This is a genomic window from Helicobacter didelphidarum (assembly GCF_003364195.1).
Classification (GTDB): domain Bacteria; phylum Campylobacterota; class Campylobacteria; order Campylobacterales; family Helicobacteraceae; genus Helicobacter_A; species Helicobacter_A didelphidarum.
The window spans coordinates 35,942-53,910 of sequence record NZ_NXLQ01000005.1; the positions used below are offsets into that span (position 1 = coordinate 35,942).

Below are 17,969 nucleotides of genomic sequence, written 5' to 3' on the forward strand. Positions count from 1 at the left end.
CTACTTTATTGCATAAATTCTTAGTAATTATAGAAAAAAAATATGAAGTTTATTCTATCTCTTTTAAAAACTTTTTATTAAAGCCCCATGTTTTAACCCATAAATAACTGATTTTTTGTTAAAATTAGCACAATATTTATGTTATTTCCTAATACAAAACATTGAGGCAATATGAAAGAAGATGCAATACAACATAATAACACTACAATACAAGAAGATAATATTGATACGCCCAAGATTTTAGCTACTATACAACAGGCAACATGGCTTTTTAAAAAATCAAGGCGATATATTCGTAAAAAAGATATGAAATTTTTTTTTCGTTGTAAATTTCTTACTAAGGATGATATAGATTTTTTAGAACAAATTATATTAATTCATCTTAAAAACATTTACCTTGATTCTAAAATTGCACAAAATTTTGATGTTATATTAAATAATTTTATGTTAAATACATTTTTCACACAACATTTTTTTACAAGTATGGAAATGTTCAAAATTCTATGTTATCGCTTCTTGAGCTTTACCAAAAAAATCTTTCTCAAAGATGTAAAATTTCATTTGCGTCATATCCTTAATGAAGATATTATGAAGATGAAACCACAAAAAAATATGCGGAATGCAGTCTCTTTTATCCAACCTTTCCCAAATATGCAAAATGAGATTGATTTGTTTATCCATGAATGTCAAAATATTCTTATGCGTGAGAAATTTGATATTTTAATGATTCACCCACTCAATCTTGCATTGAATCCAAAATTACAACGAAGAGAGAATCTTATTCGTGAAATTAGTGAGAATCTCAAAATAATTGTGAATAATTCGAATGCAAAAATGGTTGTGCTTGAAAATACCCATGAATTCTTTGATGAAATTTTAGAAAGTGTAAAGCTTTGTGTGCAAGATATTGCATATCCTATTAGTATTGCAATTACACTCCCAACTTATCATTTAGATTCCATGGATATGTTTGAAAAAATTATTGAAGCGGGGACAGATCTTTGCAAAAAGAAAAAAGCAAAACTCATCATTCGTCTTAAAGACTTAGATTTTTATTATGAATATGAAAGTTTTGTATCAAATTTTAACCATAAACCAAATACAATTTTTACAAATCCTACAAGTGCAATGGGTAACTTTATTGATTTATTACAAAAATATCAGGAAAATACATCTATTGTCGATTGTATTGTTGCAAGTCAAAATTTTTTACTGATAGCTTTCATAAAAACTTTTCATTCCAATATTGCATTAGAAGTGCAAAAGGAATTAAACTATCCACTTTTTCAAGTTATTAAGAAAGATAATATATCACTTATTCATATCCAATATTACACAAAGGATTTTACTCAAGTTCTACCATTTTTCTTAAAATCAAACTTTATTTTCTTACAACAAGGATTATTTAAAACAATACACTTACACCAAAATACACAAGAATTACAAAAAGAATATAGTTCCTTTGAACGTAGTTGGCATACAATAAAAGCTCATAAACAGGATACCTTACAAGATTCTGCACTTTATTTACAAGAACAATCTTATAATTTTGAAACTTTTGATTATGAGTTACGCAAACCACTTTTGTATGCAAGACGAAATGATAAAATACAAGAAATCAAACAACAACACAAACAAAACATCTTTCAAGATTCTTTAACTACCGAAGAATCTCCTACAAAAGAAATGAACCAACAATCATCGCATTCATTCGCAAAAGAACTTGATTCTATTATTATTGATCCATTAAATTATAATAAGATTGAAGATATACTTTATCTAAATACACAAGACATGGAAAGAATCCGTGCTCAAGGCATAAATAATACACCCAATGTATTTTCCCTAAACACAGAAAAAGAAAAAGAATTGTTGCAGTTAGCATATAAAAAACAAGAAGATATACTACTAAATCGCATAAACCTTATTACTTCTATAATCGCACGATTAAAAGAAATTTCCCATGATATTCATATAACTTTGCACACAATTTATCCAAATACACCTCCGTATATTCTCGAAGAACAATTTTATATCTGTCTTGATACTTTCAAATACTATGCTTATGAATATCGTCAGCTTCTCCATCAAACAGATTCTGTACTCATGATGCCAAGTGGAGCTATTTTTATTGATACCAAAAAACTTTCTTTTTGTGAAATTGTTTCAATACTTGCGAGCAACATCATGATTGGTAATGTATCAATCCTCAATGATACAATAACTGCCCGTTTCTTGTATTATATTTTTTATCCAATTTTTGAAGCTTGTCCATTCATGACAATTATTGATTCGGATTCTAAATTTTTAGAATCTTTTAGAACAACGTCTCATGGATATATTATTATTCCTAAAGATGATATATCAAAATACCTACATGATGATAATCTTTTAGTTTGGGATAGAGGAAAAAGTGCGGTATTTATTAGCTCTTTTTATAATTTTTATGAGGCATATTTACAAGTGCAAGAAATGCGATTTTTTGGAGCAGATTCTATAATAATTTATACTGATGAATATATTTATAGCAAAGCAAAGCAAGTATTTATTCCTATACAAGTCGTGCAATCATCTCTTGGTGATGTGATAGCAAACCTTGATAATGAAGTGTCAAACTTTAGTCTTTTTACTTACAATAAAACCGAAATGAACTATGCAATCAATCATCTCAATATCTCAATATCAATTAATACAACCTATAAATATAAACTTGTTTCTGGATCGCAACATACATTTTTGCCAGGTCTTTTACCACCTTTTGGATCAAATCTTTTGCTTGCAAAACTTTTACAAACAAGCCCCAATAGTGTAATTAGAAACAATAGCCTTTATTCCGATATTATTGGTTGTTTTAGTATGATTTTAAGTGTTGATGAAACTGAATTTCTCTATAATCTTAATCACAATTATAGTCAGTTCCTTAAAAAACTTGAGAGGGTGGCTAGTTTTGATAATATCTACGAAGTTAAAAAACCATATAACATGTGTTTGCGTGTATATCATAATGATGACTTTTTCCATGTATGTGTAGTGATGTTGGTTGCTTTTTTATTGGAGATTCCAACAAAAATTAGCTTTGAAATGGAATATTTTAAAACAAGAGAGAATATTTTCTCAAAATTAAAATCTGAATTAAGCGAAAAATATATTAATATATTTACACTAGTTCTCGAACATGAAACTGATTTTATTGCGGGTATTACACCCAAAACTCTTGTGAGAATTTTACAAGATGAAAGCGATTTTAGCCATCATGTAACTTATATGAAATTGAAAGACTTAAACATTATTGCAGAATACTCTCTTCCTATTCTTAATAAAAATTTAGAATTAGAACGTTATCTCGCAACACAATATATACACATTCAACCAAATTTCTTTTTGCGAACTTATATTAATGAATAGTATTCATTTGTATTTTTTCAAATTCTGTTTGAATCATTTAATGATTCGTTATCTTTAATTATAATCTGACACCACCAATAAGATTAGCACTTTAACCAATAAAAATTTATTAATCGTTGGTGGGGTATTAGATAAATGTTCCTCGTAACTTAAAATTCTTTTAAATTATGGGAAACAGCTCTTGAGTAATAGAATCTTCTATCACTCAAATCTTTATGATTCTGATTAAAAAGTTGGTTTTGGTGTTTTACTACTCACGGGAGGAAGAAGTGGGTAGGTAACACTTGGCATTTGCCCATCAAGGGATTTAAAAAATGTTGCTATTGATTGAGCTTCTTTATCGGTTATTGTAATACCAAGCTGAATTCTCCCCATTTCTTTGATTGCATCTGTAATTTCCCAATATTGCCCATTATGGAAGTATGGAGCAGTTTGCATGATATTGCGTAATGTTGGTGTTTTTACCAAACCATCTTTGTCTCCCTTAAAACCACCAATTTTTTCAAATTTATATGTATCAACAACACTAAATGCCTGCATAGAACCACCAAGGTTAATTCCTGCATGACAAGATGTGCAACCTTTTTCAATAAATGTATCCAATCCATCTTGCTCAGCTTTTGTAAGAGCTTTTGTATCTCCATTTAAAAATTTATCATAACGACTTGGGGTAACCAAAGTCATTTCATATAGTGCAATTGTATCGGCAATAAGTTTAAAATCGATTTTTACTTTTTCACCATAAGCTTTTTTAAACTCTTGTGTATATTCAGGTATTGAGACAATTTTTTCTACTGCGAGCTTTGATGGAGCACTCATTTCAACAGGATTTTCAATTGGGCCTTGTGCTTGATCGCCTAAATGATGTGCTCTTCCATCCCAAAATTGAACATCATTAAACACAGAATTTAATACTGTGGGACTATTTAAATTCTGTGTATTTGCTGCCCATTTATGTCCAATAGCTGCAGGAACCACATCTGTTCCAGCCAAACCTAAATTGTGACAAGTATTGCAAGAAATGAGATTAGAACTAGAAAGTCTTGGGTCAAAATAAAGTTTCTTACCAAGCTCAATTTGTTCTTTTGTCAAGAGGGGAGAATATCCACTTGCAATCCCTGTTTCTTTAAGTTTTTGTTGTTGGTATTGTGTGAGTGCTTTACCTGCAGGGATAGATTCCAATCCAGAATCTTTTGCTTTTGTGATGAGATCATTGGGGCTTGGTAATGTGGTTGTGGTGGCAACCGCTAATGCAAATGCACCGACTACTGCTATACCTATTGTTATACGAGTAACATGTATCATGATGCGTCCTTATTATAATTTATATACCCTCATCAAGAGGATACATAAATTATAATAAAAAGTCTTAAATAAAAATTATATTCCAATAAAAAATATCATTAATTTTTCTATTATTGTATATAAATGAGATAAAATAGCATAATTTTGCTTAAATTATATTTAATGAAAAGAAAATATGACATGAAATATAATATTTTAAAAAATTGCATCATTTTTTAAACTCTCTTGCGAAATCCAATATTGCACGAATTCATTTGTGATGATCTAAGAAATCTTGTGCTTCTTGTGCAATAGAAGAATCTTCTAACATATTGAAGAAATTAAAATTATTTCCGCTTTGAAACTTTCCATCAAGTAAATCACCGCTACTGCGATATTTTAAATCGAGTTCAGCAATATCAAATCCACTTAATGTGTGTGAAAACTCTTGTAATCTTTGATTATCTTTATTGTGTGTATAAAGATAGCAATATCCCTTTAAACCATTTCTACTAACACGTCCACGCAATTGGTGCAAACTAGCCAACCCTAATCTTTCCGCCCCTACAATCACAATGACACTGAGACGCGGCAATGAAATTCCCACTTCTACCATTGTTGTAGCAAGTAAAATTGCACCATCTGTTTTTGCAAACTCCTCTAAGATTGTCTCTTTATCCCTATCTTTACCATGAGTGATAAAGACTTTTTCAAATCTATTTTGCCAATATTTTTGTGCTTCTTTGAGTGACATATATGGGATTTTGTGTGATTTCTTATACTGATTATACCCCAAACCCATCATACTCTGATAATCATCTGGGGAATCAATTCTATCAAAATCTTCAGATATTTCCTCAATACGCGGATAAATAATTGCTACTTGATTGCTTTTCTGCAATTCTGTTTGGATACGCACAAAAAGTGCCCCAAATTGTGATTTATTAATTATAAGAGTCTGAATATCTTTTCGAAAAGGTAACTCCTTGATAAATGAAAAATTAATGAGATTACTTTGAATCATTGACATTGTACGTGGAATTGGTGTCGCAGAGAATTGCAAATTATGGGGTTTTTTTCTATCATTTTCTGTATTTTCTTCTAGCAATCTCTCAAGTTTTGTGCGTGTATTTGTTCCAAATCTATGTTGTTCATCTGTCATAACTAAAGCAAACTTACTAAAATCAGAATCCCGATACAATAATGCTTGTGTTCCAATAATAAAATCACTTTGCAAATGTGAAATATCTTTTTTAGAAGTGCTTGAAATAATACAAGAAACTTGGATATTTGATGGCAAATATTTTTTTGCTTCTGTATAAAGTTGTTTTGCTAGTATCGTCGTAGGCACCATAAGTATAGATTTATAAGGATATGCGATCATAACACTTGCAAGAATTACTATTGTTTTACCACAACCAACATCACCCATAATAATACGTTTACATGCTGTATTAGAATCTAAGTCTGCTGCAATGGATTGAATCGCACGATATTGTCCTTGTGTAAGTTGAAATGGGAGATTACTAAGCAATGGTGAAATATCACCATTGCAACAGAATTTAGCATTGAAATGCTTTCTTTTTTTACGGAGTTTTTGCATATAAACTAAAATTTCACAGAATTTAATAGCGTTTAAATGTCTTTTAGGGAAACTTTTTGTTTGCATATATTCATGAAAGAAATCTTGTGTTGGATAAAATACCTCATAAAGAGCATGAGCATAAATTTCTGGGATTTGGGAATCTTGCAAAGATTGCAGAGTGATTACTTTTTGTAAGTTTTCCAGTCTTATCCCTCTTTGTTTAAAATTTGCTATAATAGTATTTTTTTTGGAAATCACTTTTGGATTAATAAGTACTGGTATCCATGCATTTGAGGTGCTATTCAACCGAATCTCTATCGTGCCTAAGACACACAAAGTTTTATGAGGCACAAATACTTGTTTATGATATGGACGAGCATTGAAGACAATAATTTGTAGTGAAGTATTAAAAGCCTTGGAATAAGATTCTATAAATAAAATGTTATTATGATGCCTAATAGAAGAGATAGTAACTTCTATACCACCTCTTTCCCCATGACTAAGTTGTTGCAATAAATAAGTAGATTCGTATGACTTCGGGAGATTCTCTAAGCAATATAAAAGAATGGAATCCATTAATTTTTTGGTTTAATACCCTATAACTATTTGATTTCTTTGTGTGTCGCTGATGGCAGAATCTCTGTCCGAATATTCTGAAGATTGCGTGTCGCATCCTGTTTATCTTTATATGGTCCAATCAGATAGCGTGTGACTGTTTTTCCTTCATTATCAGTATAAGATTCTATACGATAAGAATATTTAGAAATCTTATTAAGGAATATCGCTTCTGGTTTTAAAGAAAAAGCACCAACTTGAATATAATGTCCTTTTGTTGCAGTTGTGCCTTGCTTACTATCCGTTGGCTTCGCTGGTCGTTGTATAACATTGTCTTGTGCTGAAGTTTGTGCAAGTGGTTTACCAGCATTTGTTTCTGGTTTTTTACCAGATGCAGACTGTACCTGTTCTTGTTTTTTTATTGGTTTATTTACTTCCTCTGGTTTTTTAACTTGTTTGGGTAAATCTGATATTGGAGTTGAGACAACTTGTGGTGCAGACGACACAATCACTTTTTGTGGTATTTTTATCTCATCTTGTGGTGGTTGCTTCTGATTATTTGCCACTACTTGATTGTGCCCATTACCCTTTTCTTCATGTTTTTTTTGTAAATCTTTGATAGTATTTTGATACTGCTTATCTTCCTCATAATTAGGCAATGGCGTTTGTGACGATGTATTTATTGATAACGGAGGAAAATTTGGTTGGACATTTTTAGAATCTGCATCTACACCAACAGGGGGAGTTAAAGAAATATGCGGATTTTGAGAATCCAAGTCCAAGCCTAACTGATTGTTCGCAGAATCCGCAAGTGTTGGATTAGGTGTTGCATTTTCAGTATTATGTGCATAAGGAATAGGTTTTTGTGAGTTTGGCGATTCATTTAAAATAAGATTATTCTTTCCAGTATCCTCTATTGCTATTGTTTGTATCGGATTATCCCGTGTCATAACCCATGCAATAATTAAAAAAACTGCAATTAAAATAATCATTACAATAGTAAGTAATAGAATGGTTTTTGTTTTATTTTTGCTATTATTATCATTTTGAAAAATATCATTTACATTTGAATTATTTTTCATTCATTTTCTCCTAAATAATCTATTGCTTTAGTCTTTGATCACATGTGCCTAGCCCATGCACTTCTTTCTTTTGCAAACACTTCATAGGGTAAAGTTAAAATATTAAATTGTGGTGGAAAGTCGTTACTGGGAAACATTCTCCATTCCATTGGGCATTTTGCAGCAAGTTTCATAGAAAGACTCTTTGCAAGTTTCTTGCCCTCTTCCAAATCGGTATGCCCCTTATGTATATAAAGATGCAAATGACCCTGGGTTTTGGTAGTATAGGCTGTAAAGTTAATAAATCCTTCATCACGTAACATAAGCTGGGCACGATGATAGAATCTTTGTGCATCTCTACCATTGTAATCAAAAACAATGTTTTCAACTTTATTCCCACGCAGAATAAGAGAATGTGCGACAACTATCTCTCGACGTAAATGACTCTGGATAATCTGTGAGGTTAGCAGTGAACTAACATGTTCGAATTTATCATAAAAGATTCTACCATTATGAACGGTCTTCTGCCCTAAACCATTAATTTTCTTATAAAAATGGCTTGTATCCATTTTGATTAACTTCAATTCCATTTCAGTCATCTGCATTGTCTCTATATTATAAAATTAACTTCAAAAACATATTATATATTGTAACATTTTTTTTAAGAATTTTAGTAGTTTTTATTTAAAATATGATTTAAAAGATTACCAATATACTCATATACTCAATATTTAAAAAATAGATTTATCATATATTATAAAATTATTCCCTAAAGCAAATACTTGTTTCTTAATATCAGATTGCAAGGATTCATTTTTAATATCGCTAAGAATCTCTGCAATTCTTTCACCAATCCATTCAAATTCCTTTTCTTTCATACCACGTGCTGTAAGTGCGGGTGATCCTATTCGGATGCCACTTGTTACAAATGGTGAACGAATATCTCCTGGCACTGTATTCTTATTTACAGTGATACCAGCATTTGCTAATGCAATATCAGCCTCTTTTCCACTAAAATCATTTTTTAGAAAACTCATAAGAATCAAATGGTTATCAGTTCCTCCACTTACCAAATCAAATTCTTGTTTTACAAGAACTTCAGCTAATTTTTTAATATTACTTTTCACTTGTTTTGCATAAGTCTTCCATTCAGGCTTTAAATTTTCTCTAAAACCCACAGCTTTTGCTGCAATAACATGCATGAGCGGTCCACCTTGCATACCAGGGAAAACCATCTTATCAATTTTTTGTGCAATCTCCTCATTATTTGTAAGAATCACACCCCCACGAGGTCCTCGTAAAGTTTTATGTGTCGTTGTTGTAACAACATCGCAGTATGGAAATGGATTAGGATATTCATTGGCAACAACAAGTCCCGCAACATGTGCAATGTCTGCCATCAAAACTGCACCAACACTCTCTGCGATTTCTTTGAATTTTGCAAAATCAAGCTCTCTTGTATAAGCAGAAAACCCACAAACAAGAATATTTGGTTTAATGACTTTTGCATAGTCTGCTACTTTGTCATAATCAATTCTCCCATCAAGTTCTACACCATAAAAAAAGCTTTGATAAGTTTTTCCTGTGATACTCACTTTTGCACCGTGTGTCAAATGTCCTCCATGACTAAGATCCATGCCTAGAATCTTATCATAAGGTTTTAATAAGGCACCATATACCGCACCATTTGCCTGAGAACCAGAATGGGGTTGCACATTAGCAAATTTACAACCAAAAAGCTTTTTAGCACGCTCAATTGCAATAGATTCTATACCATCTACATACTCACAACCACTATAATATCTTTTATTTGGATAACCCTCCGCATATTTATTTGTAAGCACACTACCCATTGCTTCCATGACACTTGGAAAAGTGTAATTCTCACTTGCAATCATTTCTAGATGCGTATTTTGTCGTTGCAACTCTTTTTGTATCAAGTCATAAATCTCTAAATCTTCATTCTGTATGTAATAAGCCATTGGCTACTCCTTCTCTTGAATTGGAATATAATTTTCTGTGGTTGGTTTCATGGCTGGGAATAAAATCACATCTTTTATACTTTTATTATTTGTTAAAAGCATAACAAGTCTATCAATTCCAATACCCTGTCCTGCTGTTGGTGGCATACCATGTCCTAATGCCCATACAAAATCTTCATCCATATATTGTGCTTCTTCATCGCCCCTCTCTTTTTCTGCAACTTGTGCTTTAAATCTTTCTAATTGATCGAGAGGATCATTTAACTCTGAAAATCCATTTGCAATTTCACGTCCACCAATAAAAAGTTCAAATCTATCCGCAAGATTAGAATCTCTATCATTACGTCGTGCAAGTGGGCTAATCTCAATTGGGTATTCTATAATAAATGTAGGATTGATTAACTTTGATTCTACAAAATTATCAAAAGCTTCATTCAATAATTTACCATAACTTAAATCAGAATCTATCTTAATATTATGTTGTTTTAAAAATACTTTGAGTTTTTCTTTATCTGCCACAATATCAGAACTAATACCACCAATAATATTAAGAGATTCTTTATAGGTCATCGTTTGAAAGGAACTAAAATCTATATTTATATCACCAAAGGGTAAAACCTGTGTTAATGATAAAGATTCCAACAAATAGTAAAACAGTTCTTTCGTAAGTTCAATAAGATCATAATGATCATGATACGCCCAATAAAATTCAATCATGCTAAATTCAGGATTATGACTATGGTCAATACCTTCGTTACGAAAATTACGATTGATTTCAAACACTGCCTCAAAACCACCAACAACAAGTCTTTTAAGATACAATTCTGGAGCAATTCGCAAATATCTTTCTACATTAAGAGCATTATGGTGCGTAATAAAAGGACGTGCATTTGCACCACCAGGAATCGGATGCAACATTGGTGTTTCTACCTCCAAGAAACCTCTTTGTTCAAAGAATTTTCTCATGAGTGAGATTATTTTTGAACGAAGTTTAAAAGTCTCTTTCACTTCTTGATTTACTATCAAATCAAGGTAACGTTGACGATAACGCAATTCAATATCGCTTAATCCATGAAATTTCTCTGGTAGGGGTACAATAGATTTTGTCAGTAATTTAAAATCAAGAGCATGGAGGCTTAATTCTCCTGTTTTTGTAACAAATGGGAATCCATATATATTAACAATATCGCCAACTTCTAGATTTTTCTTTAAAATTTGAAAAAGATCTCCCAATTCATTTTGCGAAAAATATACTTGCAAAATGGCATTAGAGTCTTCAATTTTAATAAAACTTGCTTTTCCCATTAAACGCAAGAACTTTACTCTTCCCTTTATCCATACTTTAGAATCTTCTTCTTTCTTTTCTTCAGTTTCTAACTGCTTAAGAAATGCGTATTTTTCTAAAAATGTTGCATTGTCCATATCAACCAAAGAATCGTTACGATATGGATTTAATCCTGCTTCTTTAAGTATATTTGCTTTTTGTATCCGCTGTTGTATATAAGTATTACTAAACATTTAGACATTATCTCCTAAGTTATTTTGTTAATGCTTTGCTTATATCACTTGCTTTTTGCTTAATCTTCTTATTAATTGCCTCTTGTGCCTCTTTTTCTTTTTGTTGAATATCTTTCTTTAATTCTTCTATTGCATCAAGACTCATTATTTTTTGTGAGATTTCCATGATAATTGGATAGCTTTTTGTATCCTTCATATAATCATTAATAGGCGTTTTTAAAAATCCAATTTGAGAAAGAGCATATACAAAAATACATAAAAGCACAAAATATTTCAAAGCTGCAAAAACATACCCACCAAAATAATTGACAATTGCTAACTCTGGCATAATAATCACAAATCTACTAATAAATGCCCCGACCACTAAAAATGCAATCCAAATACACGAAAGTATAAGAATAAAAGCGAGTGTCCAAATAATTGTTTCATTCTCAAAATCAAGCCCTGCTAACTTCAGATAATGTCCTACCTGCAAACAATATTTTGAAGCGATAAAGATTCCAAGAACAATTCCAATTACTCCCATAATTTCATGTATTAAGCCATTCTTTAATCCGCGTATCCCAAGCAATAAAATGATAATAAGAATGCCTATATCTATATAATTTGCTGTAGTCATTGAAATCCCAACTATCTAAAATAAAATTACTATTTTATCCTATTTTTTGTTAATTTCGCTTAAAATTTCATCGACACCTCGATTCTTTAGGGAGTTTATCATGTTTTGTAAAACATATTCTACTTCACCCTTTAAACAAATCTGTTCTTGAGTAAGCACTTTTGTGGCTTCAAGATTTCCTACAATGCATTCGATCTTTAGCTGATTTTCTTTAAGATTTGTAACATGGATTCCGATTGGTGATTGACATCCTCCACCCAAAAGTTGTATAAATGCTCGTTCAATATTACAACATAGTGCACTCTCTTTATGATGCAACGATTCCAATACTTTGTAGATTGCTTGATCGCGAAAATTTGGAGAGTATTTTGGATCACGACATTCTAACCCCAACGAACCTTGTGCCATAGCTGGAATCATCTCGTTTGTTTCAAGATGAATAACAAAAGGTATTTCATGTGCTATTCCCAATCGTTTTAGTCCCGCAGCAGCGAGGATAATTGCGTCAAATTCCCCATTTTTGAGTTTTTGCAATCTTGTTTGCACATTTCCTCTAAGACTTTGTGTATCAATATCGGAACGAATTTTGTGTAACTGCATACTTCTTCGTAGTGAAGTTGTCCCAACTTTTGCATTTTTGGGTAGAGATTCTATGTTTGGATACTTTTCACTCACAAAGCAATCTCTTGGATCTTCTCTTTTTGTGATACTTGCCAACATAAGTTGTGGTTCAATGATGACAGGCATATCTTTGAGTGAATGCACAGCAAAATCAATATTTCCACAAAGAAGTTCATTCTCTAATTCTTTCGTAAAAAGTCCCTTTCCACCAATTTTTGCTAAGGGCGCATCTAAAATTTTATCCCCTTTTGTTTTAATACTTTTTAACTCTACACCGATACCTTGAGATTCTAACCGTTCTTTAATATGATTTGCCTGCCAAAGAGCCAACATTGAACCTCGTGTTCCAAGTATTAGAGGAGTTTTAGCTAATTCATCTTTATATCGTTGTGCGATATTCATTATATTCCTTCATCTCAAATTTCATTAAAATTATCATAACATAATATTTTTAAAATTTTATTATCACTTTCTAGTTTTTCTTTTTTATACAGAATATCTCTTGCAATGCGGAATTTTTGTGATTAAAAATATTTTTATTAAATAGGTATATTCAAACATTCATATAAATTTCTTTATATATTAAGTTATAATTCTATGATTCAAAATTGTAACTATTTATTATTTATAAAAAAATATACTTTTATCAAAATAGTAAAGATTTTTATAAAGACTATGAAATACATAGATATGATAACTAGGTAGAAATTATGCAATATATTTATCAATAAATCTAAGATTATTAAAAATGGAATCTATAAATATTCTTAATGGCTTAAACACCAGAGATTTATTCTTATTTTGTAAATTTGTATAATTTTTACTTTATTTTTTTTATGGATTCTTTAGAATCTTCAATGAATGGATTTATTAAGGAATATTAGGAATGTGGAGAAGTACTTCGATTTTTTTTCAGATTAGCCTACTTTTTGCATGTGCACTTATCAGCTTTTTGGCTGTTGCATTCTTTTACGGAAAAATTCAACCAAGCTTGGAAAGCATCAGACAATATAATACAATCGTTAGTGCAATTAGCAAAATGCGACAATTTAATGCAAGTCTAAATGACATACGATGGTTCTTGGAAGAAGAAAACTTCCATGAACTGGATTTAACAGAAGAAGAAAAGGCACGATTTATTTCTAACACACAAATCCCAAAAATTGGTGGCTTCAATATTAGCGTGATTCAAGAAGATGATAATATTTTTATTGCACTACGTACACAAAAAGACTTTATCATATATCAAGATCCTATAATATTTAGTTGGTCTAAATATTCTGCAATCACTATTTTAGGGGCAACAATCCTTGTGGTAATTTATATTATGCTTATGAAGCGGCTGATTCCGCTTAATCATATCAAATCAGAGATTATTAATATGACGAGGGATAATGTATTTCGTAAAATTACTCATGGTGAAAATAACCAAGATGAAATTGGTGAAGTCGTGCGTGAATTTAATCGCTCTATTGCCAAAATCAATGCTGTGGATGAATCGCGTATGCTTTTTTTACGATCTATTATGCATGAACTTAAAACTCCCATTACGAAAGGAAGAATTGTTGCTGAAATGGTAACTAACGATAAACAGAAACAGCGATTATGTAGTGTTTTTGAGCGTCTAAATACATTAATTAATGAATTTGCAAAAATAGAGCAATTAGCAAGTAAAAACTATAATGTTCAAAAAACTGAAATTTTAGTAACTGATATGATTAATGAAGTGATGAATATGCTTTTAATTGACCAAAACAATCAAAATATTATCACACTTAATCACCACAATGATCTGATTAAAGCAGATTTTGATCTCTTTGCTTTAAGTATAAAGAATCTTGTAGATAATGCAATAAAATATAGCGAAGATTCAAAAGTTATCATAGAAACAAATCGTAATGATATTTCAATTAAAAATAAAGGAGAACCACTAAAGCTAAATATTAATGAATATTTTAAACCTTATTTCAAAGATATAAAAAATCCACTTTCACAAGGTTTTGGACTTGGAATGTATATTATAAAAAGCACACTTGAAGCACAGAATTTTGACTTATCCTATAAATATGAAAATGGTTACAATACTTTTATCATTCATAATTGTATTATTGAGAATTTTTGTATTCTACAAAAGAATGATACCCACACTATTAAGAATAAAAATTAATTGTAATATTTAAAAAGTTTTAATACAAGAGATTCAAAAAGGAAAATCTATTGATTTTTCTTCTCCACGAAAAATGCAATATATCTTAGAATCTTTACGATATAAAAATGCACCCTCCAACATGTATGGCCAGAAGAAATCTTTTTCATCTTTTGGCACGATACCATGGCAAAAACAGACAATAGCAATTAAAAAAGTGTCGTGCGTAACAAATATTTCCATACCATTGTTGTGTGTAAAATTGTTAATGCCTTGAAATATTTGATTATCTTGTTTAAAATTTTGCTCTCGAAAAATATATGAAAAAAGTATTTTCATTGTTTCATGAATATCCTTCATGCCTTGTAGTTTTTCACCTCTTATAAATGTAGCCATAATCCAATAAGGTGAATATTTTAAAAATAATTCCCTTGCAAGAGACATATCACTAATGTAAGAATCTGTAAGAATATTAGTAGAGTGAATTGCAAGATTTTTCTTTGTGCTTTTTTCATATCCGGAAGCAATACCTTTTGCAGTTTGCACACATCGCTCAATAATACTTGTATGAATGCAATTAATATCAAACTTACAATATTTTCCAAAGTGTTCTGCCATTACCTCGCCTTCGCGTGTAAGCAATACATTCTCACCCATATCATTTGGCGGTATTTTATCACGCAAAGAATGCCTGAGAATCATTTTTGCATTTTGAGGACATATCGCTGCACTTTTTGCAAATCCCTCATAAATTGTGTTTATCATTTTTTCTCCTATTATTGTTGTGATCTCTCTTCAACTTTTGGTCGCAATCTATATGTATAATTAAAGCTTGTTAATGGAACAAATTTAAACTCTGCTCGCACATATATATTATCAATGATACTTACAGAGTTACCTTGCGAAAGAATTGGGGTTCTATTACTACCAGCTTTTATCCCAACACCAAAGCACTTAATATCCTTATACACACCAAATCCAATATTAATAATATTTTTGGACTTAAAATCATAAGCAATATCTGCCACAAAGCCAAAATATCCCAAATCCCCTCTAAATGAAGCACTCAAATAATTTGTTGCATCAACAGATTGAAAAGTTAAGGTTGTTGGGTCATTTTTCCACATTGTATCATCTCTTTTAAGATAATACGAAATACTTGCTGCATAAGAATCTTTGATATAACTTGCATTCAAACCAACTTCTGTAAAGCTGTTATAAAACCATGAATAAAAAACACTTGCATTCAAATAAAGTCCAGAAATTGGTGAAGTTCCTATTTTATTTTCCATTGGAATCTTTAAATACGAAATTGGATCGTTAAAATTAAAAGATTGTGTAAGTTTCCAATAAAATATCTCATTACCTTTGTTATTATAAATATAGTTTGCCAGATTTATATCAAGTCGCTTTAGTGTTTGATTTAAACCACTAAAGATAGATGGGTCCCATATATCTTCACCATTTTGTATCCTCTCTAATTGTGAGGTGCTAAGGTTTGCAAAACCTTGCAATATACTCTTATTAATTATACCATTTGAAAAAAATGCAGATTCAATAGGAGAATTAAAAATAATTGAAGTTTGCAAAGAATGAAAGAATTTATTATACTTTTTCCCTATATCACTATTAAGAGAAATCCGATAATTGAGATATGCATAATTTCCAACTTGTCCATTAAGCTGTGTTGGTGTTTGTGAATTTATTCCAGAATAAACTTTTGTATTCTCTGTATTGACTGCATAAATATTTCCTGCATAGGCATTCAACCATGCACCAATGGAGAAATACTTATTTAAAAATGAGAATTGCATACCCACTGGTAGTGAAATTTCGCTTGATAAATATGAGAAACCTTGTTGCCTTGAACCATATTTCATTTGATAGTTAAATGAGTAAAGCAACTCTTTAATAAACAATGTTCCCATATATTTATGATATTGAATATGGGGTAAATCTTGAATGGTAGTTGCATTAACTGGAGAATACAGATTCAGATAATAACGCATATTCACTCCGAAATAATGGTGTGTTGTTTGTGCAAAAAGATTGATTTTTGAAGTATAATGTGTCGTGTTAAGATAATAGCGAATATCATTCAGACGCATATAATCAATATCATTCATGAATGCAAAATCAAAAAACATACCATTGTCAAGTTTTGTTTTTGCTCCAAAGTATTTTTGAATTACATTTCGCTTGCTATGTTTAAAATCAAAACCATATACATGCTGATTAAGTGCATTAAATCTTTGCATATAGCTATTAAAATTGTAAAAGTATTTAAAATTTAGTAAATACTTATCATTACTAGAATCAACTGCCCTAAATTCAAAATTCATTCCTACACCTTTTGATGTTCTTATTTGAGGGCTAAGAGTCATATCCCAAAAGTTTTGCACTGCAATATAATATGGTTGAATATATGCAAAACCATCAGTTCCAGAACTACCTAATGTTGGGTAGAGGAATCCGCTTGTGCGTTCATTTTCTAAAGAAAATCGTAAATAAGGTGAGTAAAATACAGGAATATCACCAATATAAATTTTTGGATGCCAAAGAGCTAGAGTTTTATTTTCTTGACTATAATATCCGCGTGATGCATTAATTCTCCAAGCAGGATTAGTATAAGAACAACCAGATACTATTGAATGAGCAAATCGATAGGTCATTTTTTGCTGATTTGCACTTTCCGCATTTGTCCAGATACCTGTTTTTGTATCTTGAATGTAAAATGGACGAATAATGCCAAAATTGATATTAAGATAAATTGTAGCTTGTTGTGTATAAACTGAGAGTGTATCACCCTTATAGATTCTCACATGTCCCTGCAATCTAGCCTGTCTCAATGTGGGATTATAAATAATTTTATCAGCAATAATATATGCATCTTTATTTTTTAAAATCGCATTTCCATGAATTACCATATAGTTATCATAGTGTTCAATATTTTCACCCAAGAGTTCAAAAAGTTTTGTTTGATCTGTATCTCTTTTCTCTACACCTGTTTTGAGATTTTTACTCATGTCATTTTTTTCTTTTTCCGTAAGTTTTTCTTTTGGTTGATTATCTTCCAATAAAGATTCTTGATTTGTTGAAGGTGTAGTGATTAGTTGTTTATTTTTATGATCATAAAAATATGGATTAGTAGATTCTGAAATAAGTGGTGAATTGTTCATAGAATTTCTATTAT

12 protein-coding genes are annotated in these 17,969 nt (G+C 30.8%); 2 read left to right on the top strand and 10 right to left on the bottom strand.

Annotated features, from left to right (window positions below; genetic code table 11):
* The first annotated feature begins 171 nt into the window (after positions 1–171).
* Positions 172–3,405 (top strand): hypothetical protein, encoded by a 3,234-nt coding sequence (locus CQA53_RS03885; RefSeq protein WP_245945629.1) that lies wholly within the window; start codon positions 172–174, stop codon positions 3,403–3,405.
* A gap of 225 nt (positions 3,406–3,630) precedes the next feature.
* On the opposite strand, the gene CQA53_RS03890 is transcribed toward CQA53_RS03885, so the two are convergent.
* From CQA53_RS03890 to hemC, 8 genes are all read right to left on the bottom strand, one after another.
* A complete protein-coding gene (locus tag CQA53_RS03890) occupies positions 3,631–4,710 on the bottom strand; it encodes a cytochrome-c peroxidase (protein WP_115542717.1) in 1,080 nt (359 codons plus the stop codon).
* A gap of 250 nt (positions 4,711–4,960) precedes the next feature.
* Positions 4,961–6,850 carry a DEAD/DEAH box helicase gene (locus CQA53_RS03895; protein WP_115542718.1) on the bottom strand — a complete coding sequence of 630 codons (1,890 nt, stop codon included), beginning with the start codon at positions 6,848–6,850 and terminating at the stop codon, positions 4,961–4,963.
* A 26-nt stretch (positions 6,851–6,876) separates the two neighbouring features.
* Positions 6,877–7,911 (bottom strand): SPOR domain-containing protein, encoded by a 1,035-nt coding sequence (locus CQA53_RS03900; protein ID WP_115542719.1) that lies wholly within the window; start codon positions 7,909–7,911, stop codon positions 6,877–6,879.
* 38 nt (positions 7,912–7,949) lie between these two features.
* Positions 7,950–8,489, bottom strand: a complete 540-nt coding sequence (locus tag CQA53_RS03905; protein WP_115542755.1) for a DUF1882 domain-containing protein — start codon at positions 8,487–8,489, stop codon at positions 7,950–7,952.
* Between the two features lie 132 nt (positions 8,490–8,621).
* Positions 8,622–9,872, bottom strand: coding sequence for a serine hydroxymethyltransferase (locus CQA53_RS03910; RefSeq protein ID WP_115542720.1), 1,251 nt, complete (start codon positions 9,870–9,872; stop codon positions 8,622–8,624).
* Between the two features lie 3 nt (positions 9,873–9,875).
* Positions 9,876–11,390 carry a lysine--tRNA ligase gene (lysS, locus tag CQA53_RS03915; RefSeq protein WP_115542721.1) on the bottom strand — a complete coding sequence of 505 codons (1,515 nt, stop codon included), beginning with the start codon at positions 11,388–11,390 and terminating at the stop codon, positions 9,876–9,878.
* Positions 11,391–11,409: 19 nt separating this feature from the next.
* Positions 11,410–12,009: a CvpA family protein gene (locus CQA53_RS03920; protein ID WP_115542722.1), complete on the bottom strand. Its 600-nt coding sequence runs from the start codon at positions 12,007–12,009 to the stop codon at positions 11,410–11,412.
* Positions 12,010–12,048: 39 nt separating this feature from the next.
* Positions 12,049–13,032, bottom strand: a complete 984-nt coding sequence (gene hemC, locus CQA53_RS03925; RefSeq protein WP_115542723.1) for a hydroxymethylbilane synthase — start codon at positions 13,030–13,032, stop codon at positions 12,049–12,051.
* A gap of 484 nt (positions 13,033–13,516) precedes the next feature.
* On the opposite strand from hemC, the gene CQA53_RS03930 reads away from it, so the two are divergent.
* Positions 13,517–14,797 (top strand): ArsS family sensor histidine kinase, encoded by a 1,281-nt coding sequence (locus CQA53_RS03930; protein ID WP_115542724.1) that lies wholly within the window; start codon positions 13,517–13,519, stop codon positions 14,795–14,797.
* A gap of 33 nt (positions 14,798–14,830) precedes the next feature.
* Here the strand turns inward: CQA53_RS03930 and CQA53_RS03935 are convergent, their stop codons facing one another.
* Positions 14,831–15,541, bottom strand: a complete 711-nt coding sequence (locus tag CQA53_RS03935) for a histidine phosphatase family protein (protein WP_115542725.1) — start codon at positions 15,539–15,541, stop codon at positions 14,831–14,833.
* Positions 15,542–15,552: 11 nt separating this feature from the next.
* A complete protein-coding gene (locus tag CQA53_RS03940; protein ID WP_245945630.1) occupies positions 15,553–17,955 on the bottom strand; it encodes an LPS-assembly protein LptD in 2,403 nt (800 codons plus the stop codon).
* Positions 17,956–17,969 lie beyond the last annotated feature (14 nt).

Coding starts and splice junctions, on each gene's coding strand:
- lysS (WP_115542721.1), bottom strand. CDS start 11,390: ATGTTTAGTAATACTTATATACAACAGCGGATACAAAAAGCAAATATA.
- CQA53_RS03920 (WP_115542722.1), bottom strand. CDS start 12,009: ATGACTACAGCAAATTATATAGATATAGGCATTCTTATTATCATTTTA.
- CQA53_RS03900 (WP_115542719.1), bottom strand. CDS start 7,911: ATGAAAAATAATTCAAATGTAAATGATATTTTTCAAAATGATAATAAT.
- hemC (WP_115542723.1), bottom strand. CDS start 13,032: ATGAATATCGCACAACGATATAAAGATGAATTAGCTAAAACTCCTCTA.
- CQA53_RS03910 (WP_115542720.1), bottom strand. CDS start 9,872: ATGGCTTATTACATACAGAATGAAGATTTAGAGATTTATGACTTGATA.
- CQA53_RS03895 (WP_115542718.1), bottom strand. CDS start 6,850: ATGGATTCCATTCTTTTATATTGCTTAGAGAATCTCCCGAAGTCATAC.
- CQA53_RS03940 (WP_245945630.1), bottom strand. CDS start 17,955: ATGAACAATTCACCACTTATTTCAGAATCTACTAATCCATATTTTTAT.
- CQA53_RS03890 (WP_115542717.1), bottom strand. CDS start 4,710: ATGATACATGTTACTCGTATAACAATAGGTATAGCAGTAGTCGGTGCA.
- CQA53_RS03930 (WP_115542724.1), top strand. CDS start 13,517: ATGTGGAGAAGTACTTCGATTTTTTTTCAGATTAGCCTACTTTTTGCA.
- CQA53_RS03885 (WP_245945629.1), top strand. CDS start 172: ATGAAAGAAGATGCAATACAACATAATAACACTACAATACAAGAAGAT.
- CQA53_RS03905 (WP_115542755.1), bottom strand. CDS start 8,489: ATGACTGAAATGGAATTGAAGTTAATCAAAATGGATACAAGCCATTTT.
- CQA53_RS03935 (WP_115542725.1), bottom strand. CDS start 15,541: ATGATAAACACAATTTATGAGGGATTTGCAAAAAGTGCAGCGATATGT.